A 23,136-nucleotide genomic window follows, 5' to 3' on the forward strand; every position below is an offset into this window, starting at 1 on the left:
ATTTGAAAAGCACCGTCGCCTCAAATTAAGAGTGCGAACGGTGCTTTTTTATTAATATAATTCGACGCTTGAAATCTTCCACATATTTCCTTCCTTGCTCAACCGCACCTCTTCTAGTATCTTATGGTTGTCCCCCCCTAGTAATTGATAGGTTTCTTGATTGGTCGCATGATCCGTTCGAATAATATAGCTCAATTCATTAGAATTTACTTTACTTAGGTTAAAATCAAGATTAATTACTATATCATTAACAACTTCTTCTGCTTTCCTTTCGACTGCATAATAATAGAGTGAGATAATCTCCATTGATGAGAGCTTTTCAAGTAATGAGATATCTTGTTCCTCTACATATTCCATATATGTCTTTGGTGTAGAACTTAATATTGGCCAACTATTCACCTCATGAATATCCTTTAACTGTAACTCTTCGAATTTTTCGTCAAAAAAAAGGAATAGTTTATTTGTTAAAATCCAAAGACGATCTCCTTTTTCCCAATCGTTTGCTTCATATAACTTAACAGCTCCGTTCACAATCTCCCAATACTTAGAGTCCCTATGCTCGTTAACAAAATGTAATAACTCATCCCTTGCATCTTGATTTAGGGTAGCAGGATACGAATACTCACCAGCTTCGATATAGCCCTCTAAATACCAATGTACAACATTTCGCAAAAATGTTTCTTCAAATAAAACATTTTGCGCCTCTGGATAATCATTAAACAGATCCTCAATTTCCAATAAGATTGTGTCAAACTCATGCCAAGGAATTTGTTGTTCATTATAGATACCAGGTGCATACAGATCAATTTTTGTTTCTACTAATTCTAAATAGCGTTCAAACCATTCCATTTTCTGTAACCTTTCGTTATTTCCGATAATCCAGAAATAGTCCATTTGAACCTTTATTGCTGGCGATTCAAATTCTTCAGGTTTGAGGACAAACCCTTGTTCATCCAGCAACTTTAAAAATGCCTTTATATCAGAAGGCCCTGAATAATTTAATTTATCATGCTGTACTTCTAGTAAAGCCTTTTGTTCATCATTCGTAAACGCATATTTTCCAAATAATTCCTGTATATATGCTTGTAGTGAAGCTTCCATCTCTAACATTTTATTACCGAATTCTAAGTTTTGCCCGATTGATTCTCCAGCTTCATTCAATTGTTCAATTGCTTGCTCGGGAGTTGTAAATAAATAATCGATTTCCGACTTTATCTGTTCAAACGACTCTGCTTGACTTGTTAATTCAAACTGCTTCACAAGACGTTCTGCCTGTTTGACCTCCCGAAACGATTCCACACTTTCTATCCCAAGTTCCTTGCGAAAAGTTTCTTTCTTTTGCTGAAAATAAAGTTTCAAATATTCAGCTTCTCTATCCCCTTGATGTTCATCATTAATAAAAGGAAGTGCAACAACCATAAACAAAAGCATTCCCGCTATTATCGCAACAGTTGGCAACAACCGTCCCCACTTTGACCTTTTCCTAGCAAAAATAGAATGCATAACTGTTTTGGTATTTGTATATTCAGGCAATTTGTTATAGTCATCTTTCATTTCGTGAAGCATCTTTTCCAATGGCTTATCATCCATTCTGGTAAACCTCCTCTCCAATCGATGTTTCAAAAATCTCCTTTAATTTCGCTTTGCCTCGATGAATTCTAGTCTTCACAACGGATAGTTTAATATTTAGAATAAGCGCGATCTCATCATAGGATTTATCATGGAAATAATATAAAATTAATGGGATTTTATATTTCGCATCCAGTTTTTGTATACATTCATGCAAAAATAAATGCTCCTGTTTTTCGAAATAATAGCTATTTTTTATTGTTTGCAATTGGCTTTGCCTCGCCTTATCTATAAGCTTTCTGTCTCGTTTTTGCTTTCTGTATTGGTCTCGAACTACATTTAATGTAATTTGATAGACCCAGGTTGTAAATTTCCCTTTATGAAACTGATGTGATTTTCGATGAATTCTAATAAAAGTTTCCTGCACAATATCTGGAATATTTTCTTGTTTAACACCAAATTGATAAGCAAATCGTTCAATCACAGGTTTATATGTATCTATTAATTGCTCAAAAGCATCTTCATCCTTAATTTTTGCTCCGTTAACTAGCTCCGTTTCATCCACCTATACCCCCTCCTTTCTCCCACTATGTATGTAACGAAAGTTTCTCGGTAAATGTTTCTTAATTCATTAACTTTATAAAATTGGGTATTGTTTAATGTGTTTGGTGCTTCCTGGCTGAAATATCGCAGAACAGAAAATATCTAGTTTATCTTCTTCTTAAAAAGGTTATCACGGTTGATTTTTTCTGCTACCTTTGTAAACTGATCGTGATAAGCCTTGTCTCGTTTTACTCTTCTATGAGTTACCGAATTCTCAGCGGCAAGAGCCCACGTTCGAGTACCCCAATAAATGGTTTTCTCGAAGTGTCTGAGACTGTTCCCACAAAAAGTTCGATTGCCTCGAACAGCCCGGGCGGCGGAAGCTACTAAAAACTTAACAAACAATAATTAGTTCGCGGTTTATATTTTCACATAAAAAAATTTAAAAATCCCTGTTTATATTTTTTATTTCGGGGTAATACTATAACTGTAAGACTTTCTCGTATTCCCCCTGTAAGCAAGGCGTTTAACGCTTTGCTTTTTTTTCGTTTCCTCTAAGCTTTTCTAGCAAGTAAGAAAGTAAAAACTTCCTGCTTGCACAAGTGCAACTAGCATCGCCGAAAAGCTTGGCAAATGTCAAGATTACTAATTATAATAGCATTAACGACTTTATAGGAGGCATTTTATGAGTATTTTCGAAGAATTATATGACCGTAAAAATACAAGATCTGTTAAATGGGATATGCTGCAAGCAATGTTCCAATCAGAGGACGTACTACCGATGTGGGTTGCTGACATGGATTTTAAAGCTCCCGAAGCTGTTAATGAAGCATTAATAAAACGCGCTCAGCATGGAATTTACGGATATACTATTATCGATGAGACAGTGTCAGGCTCAATCGTCAATTGGTTAGAAAAAAGACATAACTGGAAAATTGATCCTGCCTGGTTATCTTACAGTAACGGTGTTGTTACAAGCCTACATATTGCTGTACAAGCTTTCACAGAGCCACAGGATAAAATTCTCATTCAGACTCCTGTCTATCCACCATTTTATAATGTAATCGAAGCCCATGATCGTGAAGTAATCAAGAATCCACTCGTTAATAAGGATAATTACTATACAATCGATTTTGCAGACTTTGAAAATAAATTAAAACTTGGTGTGAAAGCATTCATCTTATGCTCCCCACATAACCCTGTTGGTCGTGTGTGGAGACAAGATGAGCTGGAAGAAATGGCAAGGTTATGTTTGAAATATGATGTTATGATTCTTTCGGATGAAATTCATGCGGACCTTGTGTTCCCAGGGCAGAAGCATATCCCGATTGCTTCACTTTCTGAAGAAGTTGCCAATCATACTATTACGTGTATGGCTCCATCGAAAACATTCAATCTTGCTGGACTGGATGCATCCTATGTGATTACAACCAATACCGAAAACCGAAAAAAGCTTGATGCATCATTTAATAAACAAGGCTTTCATAACCAATTAAATACAATGGGAAATACCGCAATGGAAGCAGCATATACACATGGCGAGCCTTGGCTTGAAGAATTAAACAGCTTGCTTGAAAGTCATACCAATTATGTAACTGAAATGTTCGACCAGCATATACCTGAACTAAAAGTTGTGAAAACGGAAGGTACTTACCTTCTTTGGATTGACTGCAGTGCACTAAATATGGATAGTAAGTCTTTGAATAAATTTATGATTGAAGAGGCAAAGGTTGGCTTGAATACTGGGGCATCTTATGGAGAAGCTGGTGAACAATTCATGCGTATGAATATCGCCTGTCCACGTGCAACTTTAGAAGAAGGTGTCAAACGGATAATCGGTGCCGTACAAACATTAACTAAATAAATATGATAAAACACATGATCACTCCAGTTGATCATGTGTTTTTTGCTAAAAAAATGGCGATCATTTTTTCCACCGCACCCAAGAAACAATAGAGAATGGAAGCGAAAGAATCAAAAAAAACACTAATAAAATCCATGGATACTCGATCACTACATCAGACTGCCATGGCCAGAGAAACCTGTTCATTCCATAACACTCCTTTATTTAGATGAGACTTTAGTAAATATCCTTCGTATGACAGTCACAACCAGCAATAGAAATGGTAAAACAATTAACAATGGAACCCATAAATGAAGGGGAAAAATATGAATACCGACATAGATATGTTCACTTAAATTTGTTGACATCGTCATTCCTAACATGTAGGTAATGATAGCTACAGGTAAAATTAGATATCGGCTCGAACTTAGATTCAATAACAATTGCATCGAACGAACTGCCGCAAAAAAATAAAGCGTTAATTTAGCAAAAGCAGTGAGAACCATAACTAAGCTTACGATTGCATCTAGGTTGTCAAGGAAATCAGCAATCGATATTTGTTGCATTAATGTATAAACAGGAAATAGGGTACGTTCTAAAATACTTTCTCCGAAGACGAGCGATTGCATCAGACTAAGTATAGCAATCGTTATCCCAGATACAATTGCTGCGATAATTGTTACCTTCATTACCTTTTCCGTTTCTTTGACTAATGGCCAAATCATTGCTAATGTTAATGTCTCCGCAAATGTTTGCGTGATACCTGTCGGCCATACGGCTGTCCAAATCTTTCCCCAACCTTGTCCAACCACGGGAAGGATATAGTTAATATTCACAACATCTGAAAAAAACAGTAGAATAACCTCAATCATGAAGATTATTAACACCATCGGTAACAAGTATTCGGTTAGTCGAGCGATAACTTCAATTCCAGATGAAACCCCATACAAAACAACTAATAAAAGCGAGAGAACAATGAACCATGATGGTGTCTGTTGAAGAATCGTAACAGGGATAATTGACTTTACATCGGCTAAAATTCGCCCTGCCACATACAAAAACAAAAGTGGATATAGCCAAGCAATCGGCATACCGATCCATTTTCCAAGTTGTGCCGGAAACCATTCCACAACTGTTAAACTTGGGTTCATTTTCATTAGAGCAATATACATTAAAATCAGCATAATTCCCAATGCAGTAGAGATTAGAATTGCTAGCCACGCATCTCTGCCAGCAGATGAAGCAAACCCAAATATTACAGATGAACCAAGCTGGAAAAACACTGTAATTGTAAAAAGCTGATACACCGATATTCGTTCCATAAGATCCTCCTAAGAACTTGACGGTAAAGGATTCTCCTTAATCTTTCTGATTTGAGAATATTATTGACTGGTTAGTAAACCCGGTACCCTTTATCTTGATTTCAGTTGCTATTTCGATTTCAATTTCAGGAAAAACTTCTGCCCACTTACTTTTATACATATCATTCCACAGTTTGGGATTCGAACGATAAACCGCATGTCCAATGCCAAAGACATCTGATTGTAATTCTTTTTGAGCTTTATTCACCGTTAATTCAAGCCTTTCTTTAACCTCATCTTCAAACATTTTTTTAACCTTTTGAATATTTTCTGGATCATTCAAATCGAACGTTGAGGAGTTTTCAAAGATTTCTACTTCTCCATAGCTATCGACTTTTATTTTCACGTTATCCTTCGATACAGTTGGCTTAATCTTAGATGATACTTGCAGTATTTCTGCCCCTATTTGCCCTCCGCCTTCATTACCTGGAACTGTCAGAGATATCGCTCCAGATACAAATTCATCGCGCATCCATAAAAGACCTCGAGATTCTTTATCATCCATCCATCCTACTAATTTATCTCCCTTAAAGATTGCTGCGCCATTTAGCGACGGAACCATATCTGAGGAATTATTCTCTTTTTCTAATGGCTCACTTGAAACTTCTGAAGCAAAGGGTTCATCACCATCAGCTAACATGCGGGTCAAAAAATCCCTTACCTTAACTTCCAGCCCCGCCCCTCTTTTTTCTTGTTCTCTAATTTCCTCTGTCGTCATACTTTCAATCTGAGGTTTTAAGTTTAACTTATCATTTGCCTTTCCCTTCGCAAATAAAATTGTGCTACCTAATTGCGGTTGCCTGAACCTTGTGAAGAAATCAAGTACAGAAGAAACACCTTCCGTTGCCAACTCTTCCCCTATAATAAGCACATTACTCTGACCAAAGAAAACCTCTCTGGACAACTTCAACTGAATTTGTCGATATGCTTCCATAATATCTTGCCCCTCTTCCGAGACCACTATTGTTGTTTCAGATCCCCCAGATCCTTTACCAGCTTGAGGGCCAAGGTTTTTTGGAACTGCAATTTGTAAGCTAAGCAGAATATTTTTATTTTCCCCTTTATCAATTGCAATACCAGTGACTAAGGCGATATCAATTACCTCGGTCCTACCCCAGCAACTCGTAAGGAGTGGTATCATCACGATAAGTAAGATTAACCTACATTTTCGTTTCATATACGTTTCCTTTCCGCTTCGACATAAGTTGTTAAATGGTTAGAAAACTTGGCATTTGTCTATTTAGGCGAATGCCTTAGTTGCACTTATTCAGAGAGGCTTCCCTCAAAGTTGGATAGAGGTTTTGAAAATAAGTCGGTTTTTTCACCGATTTCTTCCAATCTGATCTACTACATCTGGAAAGCCTCATTAGCGTTTTTCTTATTGATTCGGACCAGGACGTGAATTATGCTTAATCCGATTCGCTTTATTTTTCCCTAGATAGCCTGGGCGCTTGTTCATCGCCCACCATGGTGCCCTAACAAATATATCCTTCAAATTAGATGTATCCAACGGAGCAACTGGTGAAAAGTATGGAACGCCAAACGACCGGAGTCGTAAAATATATATTTGTAACGTTATCACACCTAAAAAAACTCCATACAGACCCATAAATCCAGCAAGAAACATCATTGGAAAGCGAAGAATTCGAATAGTGTTAGCTTGTTCATAGCCTGGAATAATAAATGAAGCAATCCCAGTTGTTGCGACAATAATGACCATTGGACTAGAGACAATCCCAGCGTCAACGGCAGCTTGCCCAATTACTAATGCCCCGACAATACTTACAGCCGATCCTACTGCTCGGGGTAGGCGAACTCCAGCTTCTCGCAATCCTTCAAAAGCAACTTCCATAATTAACGCTTCAATAAGTGCAGGAAAAGGAGTGGCCTCCCGTGCAGCAGCTAAACTAAGTAATAAACTGGTTGGAAGCATTTCCTGATGAAAAGTTGTCACAGCAACATAGAGCGATGGTAACAATAAGGAGATAATTAAAAACAAATAGCGTAACATTCGAATAAACGAAGACGTAATATAACGCTGATAATAATCCTCAGGACTTTGAATCAATTGAAAAAACGTTTGTGGAGCAATTAGGCAAAAAGGCGTATTATCAATGATAATGCCGACGCTCCCTTCTAATAAGCTTCCAACTACTTTATCCGGACGCTCGGTATGACCAACTAAAGGAAAAACAGAAAATGGGTTATCGTCGATTAACTCTTCGATATATCCACTTTCTAAGATAGCGTCAATATCTATTCGATCAATCCTTTCATGAATCTCCTGAACTAACGAATCTTCCGCAATGCCTTCGATATATGTAATGACGAGATCAGTTTTCGATAATCGTCCTACTTTTTTTTGTTCCATTTTTAACCGAGGTGTTTTCAACCTTCTACGGATTAAACTCGTATTTGTCCTTAAGTTTTCTGTAAATCCATCCCGCGGCCCTCGAACTACTACCTCCGACTCTGGCTGTTCAATTGCTCGTTTCTCCCATCCCTTTATACTAATAAATAATGCATCTGGCATTTTATCAATTAATAAAACCGTATTTCCCGATAAAATATGATCGGTAACATCTTGCAGCTTTTGACTACTAGTAACATCAGCTGTAGTAACAACTCGTTCTAACAGCTGTTTAATTGAAGTAATTCCCGCTTTTAACTCCTGTTCATCCCAATTCAATAACGGTTTCAATACGTCGGAATCCATTAATTGTTGGTTGACAAGCCCATCTAAAAAAATAAGCATTCCTTTTTTATTCCCGATATGCAGCTCACGATAGACGATATCCGAAGATTTTTCGAACACCGCCTTTAACTCGTTTACATCATTCTCCAATTCACCTTTAAGTACTTCGCTTTGAAATGGACTCGACTGTTCTTCAAGAGGGTGTTCACTGTTAAAAAATTTAAATAGCTTATTAATACTTTTAATGATAATATCCCCCCTCTATCAATCATACAAATTATTCTTACCTGTTTTTGGGGTATTATGTATGGTGGTGTAACATTTATCCTGTTCAATATTTAACACATTTCAATTGCTCATTATTTGTAGCCAAAAAAAACGGCTTGCTAATAAAATGGATAACAAGCCGATCGATTCTTTAATTTTTCTCATTCAATTAATATATTTCTACTATTCCTCTTGTTCCTCATTAAATTCTGTCGGGTCTGTTGGAGCATCTTCTGACTCCCCCGCTCCATCTTCTTTTTTAATCACACCACAAATAATTCTTGCTCCAGAATTCCCACTAGGCTGACTTACCCCATCATCTTGATTTTCTGTAACAATTAATGAGGTCCCACCTTTTTCAAAAAGCGAATTCTTCCCATCTAACAATGTCGCCTCTGCGAGCATTAGCTCTACATCCACAAGCCCTGCACCATCTGCTTCAATGTTCGGCAAATCACCAAGATGTGCACCATCCGGGTGCATAAGCCCATGCTCTTTCCCTTCCGGATCTAAATGATTTCCAGAGCTTTTAAAGTCCGGTCCTTTACAAGCCGGGTACTCATGAACATGAATTCCGTGAAAACCTGGAGCCAGCCCTTCAAGTGTAAGTTCGATTTGCACACCCTCTGCAGCTTCATTTAACAAAGCTGTTCCAACTCTATCTCCGGTGCCATTATACATTTCAACTGACTTACTCGTAATTTCATCGGAGGATTGGCAAGCAGTTAACAAAAGTAAGGTAATGAAAACAACCATAAAACGCATGTAAAAAATCTCCTTTTGCATTCCTTTATACTCAGTATTTGCAACAAGGTATTAATCTAAACAAAAAAGCCTCCTATTTTTAAAGAATAGGAGGCCTTGCTTTTACTTAAGTATGATCTGTCGTGTGTCGATTATTTTCCAATTGTTGCTGATACTGCTTATTAAATTTTCGTTCATCTTTTCTCGATTTTTTAACCATCAGGTACATTGCAACGACTGCTAAAATGATAAAAATTGTCAATGCAATAACAGCTGGAATATATTCCGTCTTATCTTCTGGAAAATAGAGAAACGGCATCATCAATCTTCACATCCTTCTCCATCAATTATAACAAACTTCTACTATTAGCCAACTAACAGAATTAAATATTCGCAAATTCGCCCTATTTTTGGCAAACTAGAGCTAAGGAAGGTGATTTGATGTCTGAAATTACAACTGGAAGTTTAGTAAAGGCGCATTACCGTTCAGGAACATATCTTGGTGTTGTAAATGAGCTTAGGGGCGAGAACTATCTGGTTGAAGTTCTAGCTGTCCAAAAACATCCATTACAGGGAGACCTACACAATTACGGAAAGCTAGATGACGTGTTTTTTCATGAACGAAAAGCATTAGCCTTTCACGAAAAAATGAACGTTAAAAAAGCAGCAGTTAAAAAGTATGAGGGTGAAATTCCAGACTACGGTAAATCTTTAAAAGAAGCAGTAGAGGAATATATGGAAAAACTAGCAGCAGAGGATATTCCATTTAACAAGTTGGCACGTCAAAAACTCGATAGTTTGGAGAATACGTATTACAGAAAATTGTACAATCAAAAAAATAAAAGCTAGAGATTAATATCATCTAGCTTTTTTCTGTACACTGTAAGCACCATACCTGTCCAGTTTGTAGTCGCTTACCTTGTTTTCATCTTATTCACCTAAATGTTCTTTAATTACTTCAGCAACACCGTTTAATGCTTCTTCCTCATCATTTCCAGTAGCACTGATTTCGATTTCAGATCCTTTTGGTATACCTAGTGACATAACACCCATAATTGATTTTAAGTTAACTTTCTTACCTTTATATGAAATTTCAACCTCAGAGTCATATTGGCCAGCTTTATTAACTAATAAAGTTGCAGGTCTTGCATGTACACCAGTTTCAGCAGTAATTGTAAATGTTTGTGATTTCATTATAAATCATCCTTCCAAATCTATTTTATACTATTTTTTCAAACATTTATGTTATGTGATTCACATAAACCTACATCTATTATATACAATTACAGAAATTAATGAAAGAAATAAGCTAAAAAAAATCGTACACTGCCGAAATTTGTCTTTCATTACCTGTTATGATAACGTTATTTTGAAACGAAATGCTTCAGATACAAGGAGGAAATTAAATGAGTGTTCACATAGGTGCAAAACAGGGTGAAATTGCCGATAAAATTCTTTTACCAGGAGACCCGCTTCGCGCAAAATATATTGCAGAAACTTACTTAGAAGACGCTAAAGTTTACAACGAAGTACGTGGGATGTTAGGTTATACCGGAACATATAAAGGGGAACGTGTTTCTGTACAAGGTACAGGAATGGGGGTACCATCCATTTCTATTTATGTTAATGAGCTAATTCAAAGCTATGATGTCAAAAAACTGATTCGCGTCGGAACATGTGGAGCGATTCAAAAAGATGTCAAGGTTCGGGATATCATTTTAGGACAAGGCGCAACAACGGATTCACAAATGAACCGATTAATTTTTAATGGCATTGACTATGCGCCAATAGCAGATTTTGAGCTACTTAAAAACACGTATGATGCCGGCATTGAAAAAGGCCTTAACCTTCGTGTTGGTAACATTTTTACCAGTGATACATTCTATCGTGATAATGCAAAAGAAGTAAATGAGTTGCTTGCGAAGTATAATGTTTTAGCAATTGAAATGGAATCAACAGCACTTTATACTCTTGCAGCAAAATACGGACGCAAGGCTCTGTCTGTACTTACGGTGTCTGACCACATCTTAACTGGAGAAGAAACAACAGCAATGGAACGTCAAACAACCTTTAATGACATGATGGAAATCGCCTTGGAAGCAATTATTAAATAAAGCTATTTATTAGGACAGTCTAACCACAGGCTGTCTTTTCCATTGTCACCCAAACCTTTTATTGGTTGACAGTATATAAAGCTGCCCTTATTATTTTCTTATAAGGGGGGAATATCCATGAGATTACGTCCAATTGACTTAACGTTTGGGGCCATGTTTGTTTGTTTAATGGCAATCGGGGCGAATATTACTGTTTGGTTTCCATTTTTGGCGATTCCGATTGGAGGAGCAACCGTTCCTGTATCCTTACAAACATTCTTCGCTATCTTAGCTGGAATGATGCTGGGGAGAAAGCTCGGGTCCATTTCAATGGTAGTTTATGCCTTTCTTGGAGCAGCAGGCTTACCGATATTCGCTGGTTTAAAAGGCGGATTCTTTCAATTCATTAGTCCAACCGGAGGGTTTATACTTTCCTTTATTTTAATTGCCTTTTTCGTTGGCTGGATGACAGAGAATCGAAAAGCTCGTTCGATTCCATACTTTATCTTTGTTGCAATTATTGGTTTAGCGATTAATTACGGTGTTGGAACTACCTATATGTATTTGGCAATGAATACATGGCTTGATTTATCGATCTCCTATCCCGTTGCGTGGGCAGGGATGATTCCATTTATGATTAAAGATGCGATATTATCAATTGTTGCAGCTCTTTTCATGCTTAGTCTTGCCAAACGGATTCCTTCCACCTTAAGGAATGTAAATATACAATAATGTCTATGCTATAGACATCCGTTTACCTAGTCAATTCTCTATGGTAAAATAACAGCAATATGGCACCAGCGAATATGCAGGTTTGATCAGTAAATTGCAGTAGGAAGGATGTTTTATAGCTTATGGAGTTATTTTTAAATTTCCCTTTATGGGCAGCTTTAGCAGCAATTGTTTTTGCTCAAGTAATTAAAATTCCAATTAAATTGATTTTCACAAGAGAGTTCCAACCAGGCCTTGCATTTAGTACTGGGGGAATGCCAAGCAGTCATTCCGCTGCTGTCACTGCACTGACAACTGCTATCGGTATCATTGAAGGTGTCACATCCAGTGTATTTGCGCTTGCATGTATATTTAGCGTGATTACGATGTTTGATGCTTCCGGTGTACGCAGACAGGCTGGGGAGCATGCAGCTTTGCTCAATCGATTAATTAAAGACTTTCAATACTTTACAGAAAGTGCGAAGGATTGGAATAAAAAAGAAGAATATGAAAAGCGCAGAGAATTGAAGGAACTGTTAGGACACCAGCCGATTGAAGTTTTTTTTGGCGGGTTAACTGGAATCGGTATTGCTTTCTTACTCTATCCGTTCTTTCAATGACACATATTAATAGAGGATGCTTTTTGTGTTAACAATAAAAAACTCCCGCTCGTTAGATTTCGGGAGTTTTTTTGTAGTTCATTAATCTTCGTTAAATTGTTGCCTGAATACTTGCATGGCTTCATCTTCATTTAATTTAATGAGTTGTTCTTCTGTCAACTCACCATTACCCATTTCAACAATATAGACTTCTAATTCCTTTTTCCCCCACTGTGCGAATACATCATCCACCGTGTGGTAAAATAAGTCAATTTTATTTCCTTTTATTGCACTACCTTTGTCAGCAACAACACCATATCCGTAATCCGGAATATAAAGAATTGTTCCTATTGGATAAATCGTCAAGTCAGCAGCAATGGTAGAATACAAGTCTCGCTTTACTTTTACTCCTGAAAACGTAATTCCATATTCTGGATGCTCTTCCGTTTTCCCGGTTGATTCGATTCCGGCCGTATAACCAGTTGCTACTACTGTTGCAACAGGATATTGGTCAAAGTCAATTGCTTCCTCAATCGTTTGCTGCGATGCAATTTCATCGCTTGAAATATAACGTTGCTTCGTTTTTGAAACGTTTAATCCCTTATGTTTTAATGTTGTTTGTCTGAGCTCTGCTGCCTTTGCCGTCATCACATTACCCGACTTCGGATGTTCTTCCCCAGCATTTGAAATGATTGTCACAGCCTGAACAAGCAAAATCATAATTAATGTCAACATTCCAACATGCAAAATAAAATTTTTGATTTTCATAATAACACCTCTTGGATGTCATCATTTCCAATCTAGTAAAATTTTATTCATCAACCTATTAGAAAACTACTTAGCATGTCACAAACTTTTGAAAAGATTTCTTCATTTTAACTATGTACATGGGATTAAATTCATTTTATAAACGGTTGCTTAGTGGATTGTTAAAACATTTGATAGCCGCTTTTACGCAGGATTTTTATAACAATCCCTGAGACAATTGCTCCAGCAAGTCCGGAAGAAAGGATAAAGATATCAGCGATCTTTAAGCTCAACAATTCTTGTCCTAATTGTGAAAATGCAGCACTTGTATTTGTAAAATATTCCATTGTTGATAGTTTATCAATAATCATAATTACAACAAACGGATAAAGGAATGCCATTAGCCATGTCCTTCTTAATAGCATGTTTAATATGAATGCGATTCCGAAAAAAATGACAAAATATAAAATAATGGAAACGATTAATTGTATCAATCCAGTAACTCCCCTCATGTAATCGATGTTAGCATACAACTGTCATTTTATACTAAAACAGAACAAAAGCGCAAGCATCCGGGGACACTGGAGCTAGACGCAACAAAAAAAGCAAAGGTTCTGCGCTTCCTTTGCTTTTTTTTGTTATAGCTTACCTTATTTAATTCTAGTAAAAAATGTTAAATTTTCCTTTTTTCATTAAAAGACCAATACCGCCTAATTTAAGAAGGTAACGATTATCACTCATTTTTTTCATAACCGTTGCTTTCCAACCAAATAATTTGCGTCCTAGAACTTCAGCAATTGCATCATCATGACCAAGTGAAGCAATCGTACCTAATAGATTTGGCTCAAAAGATTGTAGCTGTTCTCCACGTACTGCCGCTCTTACATTATGCGCAACTGTGCCCGATTGCTGAATGGCAATTTGAGCTGTTGGAGGGAATGGTCTCCCTGTTTGCTCATTCATAATTAACGCACAATCACCAATGACAAACACATCATCATAATCTGGAGTACGCATATCTTTCCGAACTTCTACTTTGCCACGATTTGTTGCAAATCCAGACTGCTCAACAATTGAATTTGCCTTCACCCCCGCTGCCCAGACCGTTGTCATTGTCGGAATCTCGGTAATCTTTCCATCTTTTTCATATACAATACTATCTTCCTTACATTCCTTCAGCATTGCACCATTAATAAATTCAACACCACGAGCGGATAAGGAATTTACTGCATATTCTACAAGCTCTTCATCAAACCCTGGTAGAATTGTTGGTGCTCCTTCTACAACAATAACTCTGACTTGAGTTTTTTCAATGTCATATTCTGCACATAGTTCTGGAATTCGATTGATTAATTCACCGGCAAACTCTATTCCTGTGAATCCGCCGCCACCAACAACAATATTCAGGCGTGCATCGTTTTTTTCGGCTTCATTATGGTAATTCGCAAAGTTAAAATCCAAATGCTCTCTAACTAAACGAGCACTATTAATGTTATTAATCATTAATGCATGTTCTTCAAGTCCAGGAATACCAAATGTAGCTGATTCAAATCCTAAGCCAATAACGAGTACATCATATTTCAATTCTGTATTCGATAGTTTCACAGTTTTTTCTTCAGGTTTAATGCTAATCACTTCATCTAAAACAATATTGATTTTTCTTGAATTGATAACATCTTTTATTTTAATCTTTGTGCGGTCCGGGTGAAGTGTTCCTGCAGCATTTTCATGTAGCCAAGTTGCTTGATAGTGGTAATCATTTTTATTTACAAGGGTAATTTCAGCTTCGTTCATATGCATCGTTTTCTGTAGTTTCGAAGCTGTCATCATCCCACCATATCCTGCACCTAAAATTACAATGTGTGGTTTATTCATTCTTATTCACTACTCCATTATTTCAATTTACGTAGTCACCATAGGTCAATAAAACCTATGTGACATATTTCACTATTTACTCTTTGAAACATTGACATTCGTTTAAAAGGATACTGAAGAAGGCGTTCTTGCTTTCCTAGAACCCTCTTACTACATTGAAGTATAAGCCTCTTCCTGTTTGAACGCCTTAACTGAAAGACTATACTTTATTATTTGCCTATATAAAACCCAGGTTCAATCCAGATTCTCTTTTTCTATAATTATATTAAAACTAATTTGTCATCATTCTGTAATATTCCCTCATTTATATTAGCTTTTTTCAAGAATGTTTTCAACCCTATATGTTATTTTCCTAATTGTATATTTATTAACTGTTTTTCTTAAATACTCATAAAAACATTCTCAATTATACACTTCACGAACCGGTTGTGGTACGATAGAAATGTTGATATTTATCGAAATAAATCGGGGGTTTTTTTATCATGTCTGAACAAATCTATGATGTCACAATTATCGGATCGGGCCCTACCGGATTATTTACGGCTTTCTATGGTGGCATGCGCCAAGCAAGTGTAAAAATAATCGAAAGCTTACCACATACTGGTGGGCAGCTTACAGCCCTGTATCCGGAAAAATATATATACGATGTAGCTGGATTTCCAAAGGTTCGCGCTCAAGAGCTTGTCGATAGACTAGAAGAACAGGCAAACATGTTCAATCCTGAGATTGTGCTTGGCCAGGCTATTGAAACTGTTGAAAAGCTTGAGGATGACTCATTTAGATTAACTTCCAATACAGGTGAAGTGCACCTTACAAAAACAATTATCATTACAGCAGGAAATGGCGCATTCCAGCCACGTCGTCTGAATATTGGTGAAAGCGAACGTTTCGAAGGTATTAATTTACATTATTATGTAAAAGATATGAATCAATTTAAAGATAGAAATGTCGTTCTCTTAGGTGGAGGCGATTCTGCAGTGGACTGGGCACTTATGCTCGAAAAGGTTGCCAAGAAAGTGACACTCGTTCACAGGCGTGATGAATTCCGTGCACACGAACATAGTGTAGAGCAGCTAAAAGCTTCAACTGTTGAATTATTAACACCATTTACTCCTTCTGAAATTGTTACATCTGATAAAATCGATCAGCTTATTTTCCAAGAGGTAAAAGGCGATCGAACAGTTGAATTAGAAGCAGATGATGTTATTTGTAACTATGGCTTCATCTCCAGCTTAGGACCTATCAAAAACTGGGGGCTTGAAATTGAGAAGAACAGTATCCTAGTTAACACGAAAATGGAAACAAATATTCCAGGAATCTATGCTGCAGGTGATATTTGTACTTATGAAGGAAAAGTAAAACTAATTGTTACTGGTTTTGGAGAAGGACCGACAGCCATTAATAACGCTAAAAATTACATCGATCCAAAAGCGCGTATTCAACCAAAGCATTCAACAGCAATGTTTTAATCTATATAAGTCACCCGAATTTGGGTGGCTTTTTTATGTGTTAGGCAGGGATTCGAGGGAGGGTTAGCGAAGTATCATATTCGCGATACGCAGTTAATCAAAGGTATTCTATGTAACCAACGTCCGTTGAAGCGAGAATGGGGAACTTGGAAATGCAATCGCTGCGGCTCAGAAAACAAGCTTGCACATATCCAATCCCTGATGTTATCTGCTTCTAATCGTTCAGGAAATAAAAAACAAAACAAACACTTTAGAGATTTCGCCCTGCTGACGTCTAGGGCGATATCGTCGAAATTACTGAACATACTACCACTAAAGCATCGTGGCACCTATAAAAACCGAACCTACCTGCTTTATTTTGTGACACTATCAAGGCTAATCAACATGTAGAAGCATGCTTAGTTGGCTTGGGACGTATTTTATGCGCCCCTTTATTGGCCCTGAGTGGGTTGTGTTTTGGTGTTTGTGGATTTGGATTGTATTTGGTGATTGGATCATATTTTACTTTATTTAGATCGTATTCTCTCCTATTTGGACTGTATTTCATCCTTGTTCGATTGAGCAAAGAGAGGCTCACGTACCCTCTCCAGTCCACAAAAAACGGAGCACCAGTCAGCGCTCCGCAATCTTTAACAATCTCCTGGTGTTCCGACTTTATCCTTCGTACGGAAAGATGAACCACATCCACAGGATACAATAGCGTTCGGGTTATCAATTGCAAACCCGCCACCCATCATGTTTTGTTTAAAATCAATAGTTGTTCCTTCAATAATCGGAATGTCCTGATTGAAAAAAACAACTGGAATTCCATTTATATCTTCTACAACGTCTAATTCTTCATTTATATCATATTCAAACCCTAGTGAATAAGATAATCCGCTACATCCTCCACCCTTAATTCCAAAGCGCAGATGTGCACCCGCGGATTCTTCCTGCATCATCTCTTTGATTTGGGCGCTGGCATTATCTGTCAACGTAATGACCATTTTGACGGACCTCCTCATTTCAGACTATATATTAAGTATACAAAGAGAAATCAAGTTGTTCAACTATTTCTGCTCGGCATATTGGAATACGCCTTTAGCAATGACCTGTGCATCACCAGTCATCCACACGTTTCCAGCCTCATCCCATTTAATCGATAGATCACCGCCAGCTAAATGAACCGTGATTGTTTCGTTCTGATTACAATAGTGATTTAAAGTTGAAGCAACCACAGCTGCACACGCTCCTGTACCACATGCTTGTGTTACACCAGAGCCTCGCTCCCATACACGAAAATTCAGTTCATGAGGAGAAACAACCTCAACAAACTCCACATTAACACCTTCTGGAAAACGCGAATCTCTCTCAATAACAGGACCAAGCTCATACAATGGTGCTGCATCAATTGCATCTACAAAAAACACTGCATGAGGATTCCCCATCGATACAGCTGTCACCTCTAATTTTTCACCATTCACGTCAAAAGGCTCCGCAACTACTTTAGGATCATCACTTCCCATCATAGGAATATTCACCCGCTTCAATTGTGGTTGCCCCATATTAATTGTTATTAGTTCTACCTGTTCTGCGTCATTTTCAGTCACTTCAGCTGTCACAATATTTGCTCGCGTTTCGATTGTGAATTTTTCATTTGACACAATTCCATGTTCATATGCATATTTCGCTGTACAACGGAGCCCGTTTCCACAGCTTTTCCCTTCCGAACCATCCTTATTAAAGATCCGCATCCCAACATCAGCCTTTTCGCTGGGATGAATTAATATCATGCCATCTGAACCAATGCCAGTATTGACATTTGCTAGCTTTTGAGCAAGATCGGAAAAGAGATTTTCTTCTATGTTAAATTGGAATAAATCGATATAAATATAATTATTTCCAAGCCCATGCATTTTGATAAAAGGTATTTCCATTAATACTCCTACTTTCTATGACTGTAGTTGTACACCGTACTTATCTAAAGATTGATAAATTGTTTTCAGGCGCGGAATTCCCTCTGCAACCATATCATCATTTACAAATACAATCGGAAAAAATAAATCTTCTGAAAAAATTTGCTCTACGAATGTCTTATGTTTATCCACATTCTGTGGCTGATTAATATCAATGTATTCATATGTAATTGGGTCAGCAACATATTTTCTAGCAATCGCTGCTTGAAGCCATTCGTACGTATCCTTTGAGCCAGGAGCTCCCACACAGCTTGCACAAATCTGCTCTGCTCCATAAACCGTTATGGTCACTTTTTTTGCATTCATACTCCCCCACCCCTTCTATATTATAGAGGTTGTTCAAAAAGTCCGGTAAAAATGACGCAAATCGAGATCAGGAGAACTTCGACTAAGTACCCACACGTCCTGTGTCGAACGTCGAAGTCACCACATCCTGTGAAGCTCGTTGGCTAGCTTTTCCGTTCCTCACATAATAATTGCATACGTTCCGGCACTCAAAACTTCGCCGCCTCGAACTTCTCGGTCCTTTTCATCTTCCTTTTGAACACTTACTTATAGTTTATCTTAGTTTCTTTTATTTTACAAAAACCTCGTAAAAAGATAAAATATAAATAACTGAATCTAACTTAATAAATTTTTAGATAGATTTTTATAGGTAGTCATTCTATAATAAGAGTATGGAAAGGGGTTAGATGGATATGCATGAACAAGTACAAGAAGTATTAAATAAATTACGTCCATTCTTACTACGTGACGGTGGAGATGTTGAATTAGTTGATGTAGATGAAGACGGTGTAGTGCTCGTTCGTCTTATGGGAGCGTGTGGTAACTGCCCAAGTTCTACAATTACATTAAAAGCAGGAATTGAACGTGCGTTAATCGCAGAAGTTCCTGGCGTTAAAGAGCTTGAACAAGTATTCTAATAATATATCCTTTAAGGCAGACTGATGTCTGCCTTTTTTTATTTGATTGGAGTTATCGGCTTACTCCCATGCAGAACTGCGCTGATGTTGTCCAAGCAAAGCTGAATCATCGTCGTGCGTGTCTCCACACTTGCAGATCCAATATGTGGCAGGCAGACGACATCATCTCTTCCCACGAACGGATGGTCAGATCGAATTGGTTCTTCACGAAAAACATCAAGGCCCGCCGCTCGAATTTCGCCTTTATCCAACGCCTCTAGTAATGCATCCTCATCAACAACTCCACCTCGGGAAATATTAATGAAAATCGCGCTTGTTTTCATCTTTGCAAAAGCTTCTTGATTGAAAGTATTCGCCGTTTCCTCTGTTAGTGGGACAACGGAAACGATAAAGTCTGATTCACTCAATAGTTCATCAAACCCTGAATAAATAACACCGAGTTCCTCTTCAACTGCTGGTTTTCGATTTCGATTATGATAGCGAACGTCCATATTAAATCCAGTAGCACGTTTCGCAATCGCTTCACCAATTCTCCCCATTCCAAGAATTCCGATTGTTTTGTGATGAATATCAGCTCCTGCAAGGAGAAATGGAGCCCATTCATTCCATTTATCTTGTTCAATAAATGCACTTGCCTCAACAATTCTTCTTGCTGTGGCCATTAAGAGTCCAAATCCCAAATCTGCCGTTGTTTCGGATAACACATCCGGTGTGTTAGTAACAATGACTTGATGTTTACTCGCTGCATCTACATCAATATTGTCAAAACCGACTGCTAAATTTGCAACGACTTTTAGATTTGGCGCTTGTGCTAAAAGCTCTTCGTCCACGTTATCACTAAGTACAGTCAACAAGCCATCTGCATGCCTCGCCTCTTCAATCAGCACATCACGAGGTACACGTTCATCCTCCTTCTCCCACATGCGGAATGAAAAGCTTTCCTGGTACGGTTTTAATAATGTTTCTGGAATTTTTCTAGTAATATAAATTGTAGCTTTTCCCATACTGTCCCTCTCTTTACCAACTATTGTACTTGCGCAACGACTTACAATCCAACATTTAAGCGTTCCGTATATGAATCGCTCTAGTGACCGATTAAGTCATTTTCTAATAAGCAATTACAACCAGTGTACCATAGGTATCCCCCACGTTTCAGCATCCACGCCTGTTATTTCAAAAAATTCACTCAAAAAACTTTCAAACACAGATTGCTGTTCGATTATTTTTTCTAAGCCTTTTATATCTGGTGTGGTAAAGCCTCGCTCAATAAAATCAAACAAGTGAATTGGAAAAAGCAAACGCGCATATACTAGACGCCAACCAAAAACCGAAATTGGTGCTACTTGTTGATAGTCATTTAAAAATGCAATTGTCTTTTCGACTTTATCATTATTTAGAATGACACTACGTATATATTCAGCAATATCTCTTGCTGGATGATCATATACAAGCTGATCTGTCCAAATAACTGGAAAATCCAATGATTCATAGCGATTAAACGTAATGGTTCCTTGATCCGTTTCAAGTATTCGCCGTTCCCGCTCACTTTCTTGCAGAAACTGAATTGCATTTTCACTTATTCCAATTATATATGGCAAAAAATTCATCAGCGCTCGATTATATTCAGACTGTTTTTCCTTTGCTTCGCGCTCAATTCCAGTCTCAAAAGCTGTTAATTTATCTATCCATAATGCTTTCCACTTCCCATAGCTCGATATTGATTTCGGTTCATAACCAAATGCTGTTCCAATCTGATGAAACTCAGCAAGTCGAATTCCCGCAGGCTTTGCGGAATATTCTCGATTATCTACTTGCTGCATTTGGATAACCATCCATATGTTTTCACCATAGGATGTAAACCATTCTCCTTGTAAATTCGGGATTGGAAGTGTCATTATTTCCACTGGTTGTTCCTTTAAAAAATAAGTTACTGCCGCTTGCTCAGTAAGAATTGTTTCCTTGTTTCTTCCTGAAATGGTAAAATAAATACTATCACCTTGCTTGTATCCTTCTTTATTTCCAAATAATATTTTCCGCTCTGGATGGATACGGTAATAAATAGCAAGCATTCCTGTTAGTGGCAACATGATCTCCCCTTTTTCTTCTTTTATTAAAGTGTATGAATGTACCAAAGATATTTTAACTATAATAATGAAAAGGTGATTTTAAATGGCGAAGTATACGAAAAAAAGCGAACTTGAAGTGAATGCAAGAAAAGCGTTAAAAGACCGCGGGGTTAAAGTAGAGGATATCGCTGAGCTTGTTTATTATTTACAATCAAAATATCATAACGATTTGTCTATGGATGATTGCCTGCACAATGTTGAGCGTGTATTAACAAAACGAGAGGTACAAAATGCAATTTTAACAGGTATCGAGCTTGATATGCTTGCAGAACAAAAGAAACTAAGTCAGCCATTGCAAAAAACCATTGAGACGGATGAAGGGCTTTATGGAATTGACGAGGTAATCGCACTTTCCATTGTTAATGTATATGGATCAATTGGTATGACCAACTTCGGTTATATCGATAAACAGAAGCCCGGAATTCTGAAAAAATTAAACGATAAATCCAGCGGTGAAATTCATACTTTCCTCGATGATATTGTTGGAGCAATCGCTGCTGCTGCCTCAAGCAGATTAGCACATAGTGACGCAGATGCGCTAGATGATGTTGATGCATAATGCATAAAGAAAAGGAAGCTGGGACATTACAAAAGTGTTTAATGTTAAAGACGAACGATGCATAAGCTTAGCTTAGGAAATATACGTAGACTCCAGTGGGAGGTAAGGCATAGGTGAGACACCGTAGTGCGATAGCACAAAGGGGTTCACCAGCCGCCTCTGGATGCGCGAAGTATATTTCCGGAGTGAGTTATTTGCATCAATCATGTTCGGTTTTTATTTCAGAAAAAAACTTTTGTCTCAGCCTCTTTCCTAAATTTTATCAAGCCATTCTGTTAATTGGTGGACATAATATGTTGGCGGAATCTCCAAGCTATCTAAGTCTTCAAATGGAGTCACGCCAGTAAAAACCATTAATGTGTCAATTCCTGCACGGATACCAGCTGAAATATCAGTCTGATAATTATCACCAACCATCAATGTTTCTTCTCTCGTTAATCCCAATAGCTTAAGCGCCTCTTCCATAATTATTGATTCAGGCTTTCCAATAAATAGCGGATTTTCTCCAGTGCTAACCGAAACAACTGAAACGAGAGCACCGTTACCCGGAAGAAGACCACGTTCTGTAGGTATAGCGACATCACCGTTCGTAGCTATCAGCTTTGCTCCATTTCGGATAGCAAGACAAGCTTGTGTAAATTTTTCGTACGTTATTTGGCGATCAATTCCCATTACAACAAAATCGCACTCCGTATCCGTAATAATCATTCCACTTGCTTCCAATGCTTCTAGCAATCCTTTTTCACCAATAACAAAACAGCTCGCTTTTTCCTTGATGGATTTTATGTAATTGGCTGTTGCAGTAGCAGATGTTACAATTTGATTGGCTGCAGCTTTAATCTCCATCGCATTTAATTTGTTCGCTACATCCTCTGGAGTTTTAGAAGAATTATTCGTGACAAATAAATAAGGGATCTCCTTTAAGTGGAGCTCATTAATAAATTCTGCTGCTCCTGCAATCGCTTCTGTTCCACGATACATTGTCCCGTCTAAGTCAATTAGATAACCTTTATAATCTCTCATATATTAAACCTCTCCTCGAAATAAAAAGAAGATG

At 37.6% G+C, this 23,136-nt stretch carries 25 protein-coding genes; 8 read left to right on the forward strand and 17 right to left on the reverse strand.

Translation table 11 applies throughout. The annotated features are described in order from the left end of the window. Positions 1-51: 51 nt before the first annotated feature. Both NYE61_RS05570 and NYE61_RS05575 read right to left on the reverse strand, forming a co-directional pair. On the reverse strand, positions 52-1,590 hold the full coding sequence (locus NYE61_RS05570) for a hypothetical protein (protein ID WP_251661367.1): 1,539 nt from the start codon (positions 1,588-1,590) through the stop codon (positions 52-54). After that, complete coding sequence (locus tag NYE61_RS05575) at positions 1,583-2,134, reverse strand: RNA polymerase sigma factor (RefSeq protein WP_251661368.1); 552 nt, start codon at positions 2,132-2,134, stop codon at positions 1,583-1,585. The genes NYE61_RS05570 and NYE61_RS05575 overlap by 8 nt, the downstream gene beginning before the upstream one ends. Before the next feature lie 663 nt (positions 2,135-2,797). Between NYE61_RS05575 and NYE61_RS05580 the strand changes: the two genes are divergently transcribed. Beyond that, complete coding sequence (locus NYE61_RS05580; protein ID WP_118888798.1) at positions 2,798-3,976, forward strand: PatB family C-S lyase; 1,179 nt, start codon at positions 2,798-2,800, stop codon at positions 3,974-3,976. Positions 3,977-4,176: 200 nt separating this feature from the next. Here the strand turns inward: NYE61_RS05580 and NYE61_RS05585 are convergent, their stop codons facing one another. The 5 genes from NYE61_RS05585 to NYE61_RS05605 all read right to left on the reverse strand — a co-directional run bounded on the left by NYE61_RS05585 (position 4,177) and on the right by NYE61_RS05605 (position 9,344). Beyond that, positions 4,177-5,277, reverse strand: a complete 1,101-nt coding sequence (locus tag NYE61_RS05585) for a GerAB/ArcD/ProY family transporter (protein ID WP_303447903.1) — start codon at positions 5,275-5,277, stop codon at positions 4,177-4,179. Positions 5,278-5,314: 37 nt separating this feature from the next. Further along, on the reverse strand, positions 5,315-6,493 hold the full coding sequence (locus tag NYE61_RS05590) for a Ger(x)C family spore germination protein (RefSeq protein WP_251661370.1): 1,179 nt from the start codon (positions 6,491-6,493) through the stop codon (positions 5,315-5,317). A 201-nt stretch (positions 6,494-6,694) separates the two neighbouring features. After that, positions 6,695-8,131: a spore germination protein gene (locus NYE61_RS05595; RefSeq protein WP_303447904.1), complete on the reverse strand. Its 1,437-nt coding sequence runs from the start codon at positions 8,129-8,131 to the stop codon at positions 6,695-6,697. 330 nt (positions 8,132-8,461) lie between these two features. After that, positions 8,462-9,043 carry a superoxide dismutase family protein gene (locus NYE61_RS05600; RefSeq protein WP_095309232.1) on the reverse strand — a complete coding sequence of 194 codons (582 nt, stop codon included), beginning with the start codon at positions 9,041-9,043 and terminating at the stop codon, positions 8,462-8,464. Positions 9,044-9,149: 106 nt separating this feature from the next. After that, positions 9,150-9,344, reverse strand: coding sequence for a hypothetical protein (locus NYE61_RS05605; protein WP_095309234.1), 195 nt, complete (start codon positions 9,342-9,344; stop codon positions 9,150-9,152). Between the two features lie 119 nt (positions 9,345-9,463). Here NYE61_RS05605 and kapB point away from each other — a divergent pair, with 119 nt between their 5' ends. After that, a complete protein-coding gene (gene kapB, locus NYE61_RS05610) occupies positions 9,464-9,871 on the forward strand; it encodes a sporulation phosphorelay system protein KapB (protein WP_095309237.1) in 408 nt (135 codons plus the stop codon). Between the two features lie 81 nt (positions 9,872-9,952). On the opposite strand, the gene NYE61_RS05615 is transcribed toward kapB, so the two are convergent. Beyond that, positions 9,953-10,216: a phosphocarrier protein HPr gene (locus tag NYE61_RS05615; RefSeq protein ID WP_095309239.1), complete on the reverse strand. Its 264-nt coding sequence runs from the start codon at positions 10,214-10,216 to the stop codon at positions 9,953-9,955. Positions 10,217-10,428: 212 nt separating this feature from the next. Here NYE61_RS05615 and deoD point away from each other — a divergent pair, with 212 nt between their 5' ends. From deoD to NYE61_RS05630, 3 genes are all read left to right on the forward strand, one after another. After that, a complete protein-coding gene (gene deoD, locus NYE61_RS05620) occupies positions 10,429-11,136 on the forward strand; it encodes a purine-nucleoside phosphorylase (RefSeq protein ID WP_095309241.1) in 708 nt (235 codons plus the stop codon). Between the two features lie 117 nt (positions 11,137-11,253). After that, positions 11,254-11,847 (forward strand): biotin transporter BioY, encoded by a 594-nt coding sequence (locus NYE61_RS05625; RefSeq protein WP_303447905.1) that lies wholly within the window; start codon positions 11,254-11,256, stop codon positions 11,845-11,847. 122 nt (positions 11,848-11,969) lie between these two features. Beyond that, complete coding sequence (locus NYE61_RS05630; protein WP_095309245.1) at positions 11,970-12,446, forward strand: divergent PAP2 family protein; 477 nt, start codon at positions 11,970-11,972, stop codon at positions 12,444-12,446. Between the two features lie 81 nt (positions 12,447-12,527). Here the strand turns inward: NYE61_RS05630 and NYE61_RS05635 are convergent, their stop codons facing one another. The 3 genes from NYE61_RS05635 to NYE61_RS05645 all read right to left on the reverse strand — a co-directional run bounded on the left by NYE61_RS05635 (position 12,528) and on the right by NYE61_RS05645 (position 15,047). Next, positions 12,528-13,193: a 3D domain-containing protein gene (locus tag NYE61_RS05635; RefSeq protein ID WP_118888794.1), complete on the reverse strand. Its 666-nt coding sequence runs from the start codon at positions 13,191-13,193 to the stop codon at positions 12,528-12,530. 161 nt (positions 13,194-13,354) lie between these two features. Next, complete coding sequence (locus NYE61_RS05640; RefSeq protein ID WP_095309249.1) at positions 13,355-13,666, reverse strand: YuiB family protein; 312 nt, start codon at positions 13,664-13,666, stop codon at positions 13,355-13,357. Between the two features lie 166 nt (positions 13,667-13,832). Beyond that, a complete protein-coding gene (locus NYE61_RS05645; RefSeq protein WP_095309251.1) occupies positions 13,833-15,047 on the reverse strand; it encodes an NAD(P)/FAD-dependent oxidoreductase in 1,215 nt (404 codons plus the stop codon). 482 nt (positions 15,048-15,529) lie between these two features. Here NYE61_RS05645 and NYE61_RS05650 point away from each other — a divergent pair, with 482 nt between their 5' ends. After that, entirely contained in the window at positions 15,530-16,516 is a 987-nt protein-coding gene (locus tag NYE61_RS05650; RefSeq protein WP_118888793.1) for an NAD(P)/FAD-dependent oxidoreductase, read from the forward strand. Between the two features lie 629 nt (positions 16,517-17,145). Here NYE61_RS05650 and NYE61_RS05655 read toward each other — a convergent pair. From NYE61_RS05655 to NYE61_RS05665, 3 genes are all read right to left on the reverse strand, one after another. After that, complete coding sequence (locus tag NYE61_RS05655) at positions 17,146-17,502, reverse strand: iron-sulfur cluster assembly accessory protein (protein WP_095309255.1); 357 nt, start codon at positions 17,500-17,502, stop codon at positions 17,146-17,148. A 63-nt stretch (positions 17,503-17,565) separates the two neighbouring features. Next, entirely contained in the window at positions 17,566-18,432 is an 867-nt protein-coding gene (dapF, locus tag NYE61_RS05660) for a diaminopimelate epimerase (protein WP_303447907.1), read from the reverse strand. A gap of 15 nt (positions 18,433-18,447) precedes the next feature. Next, complete coding sequence (locus NYE61_RS05665; RefSeq protein WP_303447908.1) at positions 18,448-18,777, reverse strand: YuzD family protein; 330 nt, start codon at positions 18,775-18,777, stop codon at positions 18,448-18,450. Between the two features lie 392 nt (positions 18,778-19,169). Here NYE61_RS05665 and NYE61_RS05670 point away from each other — a divergent pair, with 392 nt between their 5' ends. Further along, positions 19,170-19,394 (forward strand): NifU family protein, encoded by a 225-nt coding sequence (locus NYE61_RS05670; RefSeq protein ID WP_095309261.1) that lies wholly within the window; start codon positions 19,170-19,172, stop codon positions 19,392-19,394. A 38-nt stretch (positions 19,395-19,432) separates the two neighbouring features. Here NYE61_RS05670 and NYE61_RS05675 read toward each other — a convergent pair whose 3' ends face one another. Both NYE61_RS05675 and NYE61_RS05680 read right to left on the reverse strand, forming a co-directional pair. Further along, entirely contained in the window at positions 19,433-20,398 is a 966-nt protein-coding gene (locus NYE61_RS05675; RefSeq protein WP_303447910.1) for a D-glycerate dehydrogenase, read from the reverse strand. 114 nt (positions 20,399-20,512) lie between these two features. Continuing rightward, positions 20,513-21,481 (reverse strand): hypothetical protein, encoded by a 969-nt coding sequence (locus NYE61_RS05680; RefSeq protein ID WP_240033737.1) that lies wholly within the window; start codon positions 21,479-21,481, stop codon positions 20,513-20,515. Positions 21,482-21,563: 82 nt separating this feature from the next. On the opposite strand from NYE61_RS05680, the gene NYE61_RS05685 reads away from it, so the two are divergent. Beyond that, positions 21,564-22,079, forward strand: a complete 516-nt coding sequence (locus NYE61_RS05685) for a phosphatidylglycerophosphatase A (RefSeq protein ID WP_095309267.1) — start codon at positions 21,564-21,566, stop codon at positions 22,077-22,079. Between the two features lie 252 nt (positions 22,080-22,331). On the opposite strand, the gene NYE61_RS05690 is transcribed toward NYE61_RS05685, so the two are convergent. Continuing rightward, positions 22,332-23,102: a TIGR01457 family HAD-type hydrolase gene (locus tag NYE61_RS05690; RefSeq protein ID WP_303447911.1), complete on the reverse strand. Its 771-nt coding sequence runs from the start codon at positions 23,100-23,102 to the stop codon at positions 22,332-22,334. Positions 23,103-23,136: the final 34 nt, after the last annotated feature.

Source organism: Oceanobacillus sp. FSL W7-1304, assembly GCF_037969805.1.
Taxonomy (GTDB): Bacteria; Bacillota; Bacilli; order Bacillales; family Amphibacillaceae; genus Oceanobacillus; species Oceanobacillus profundus.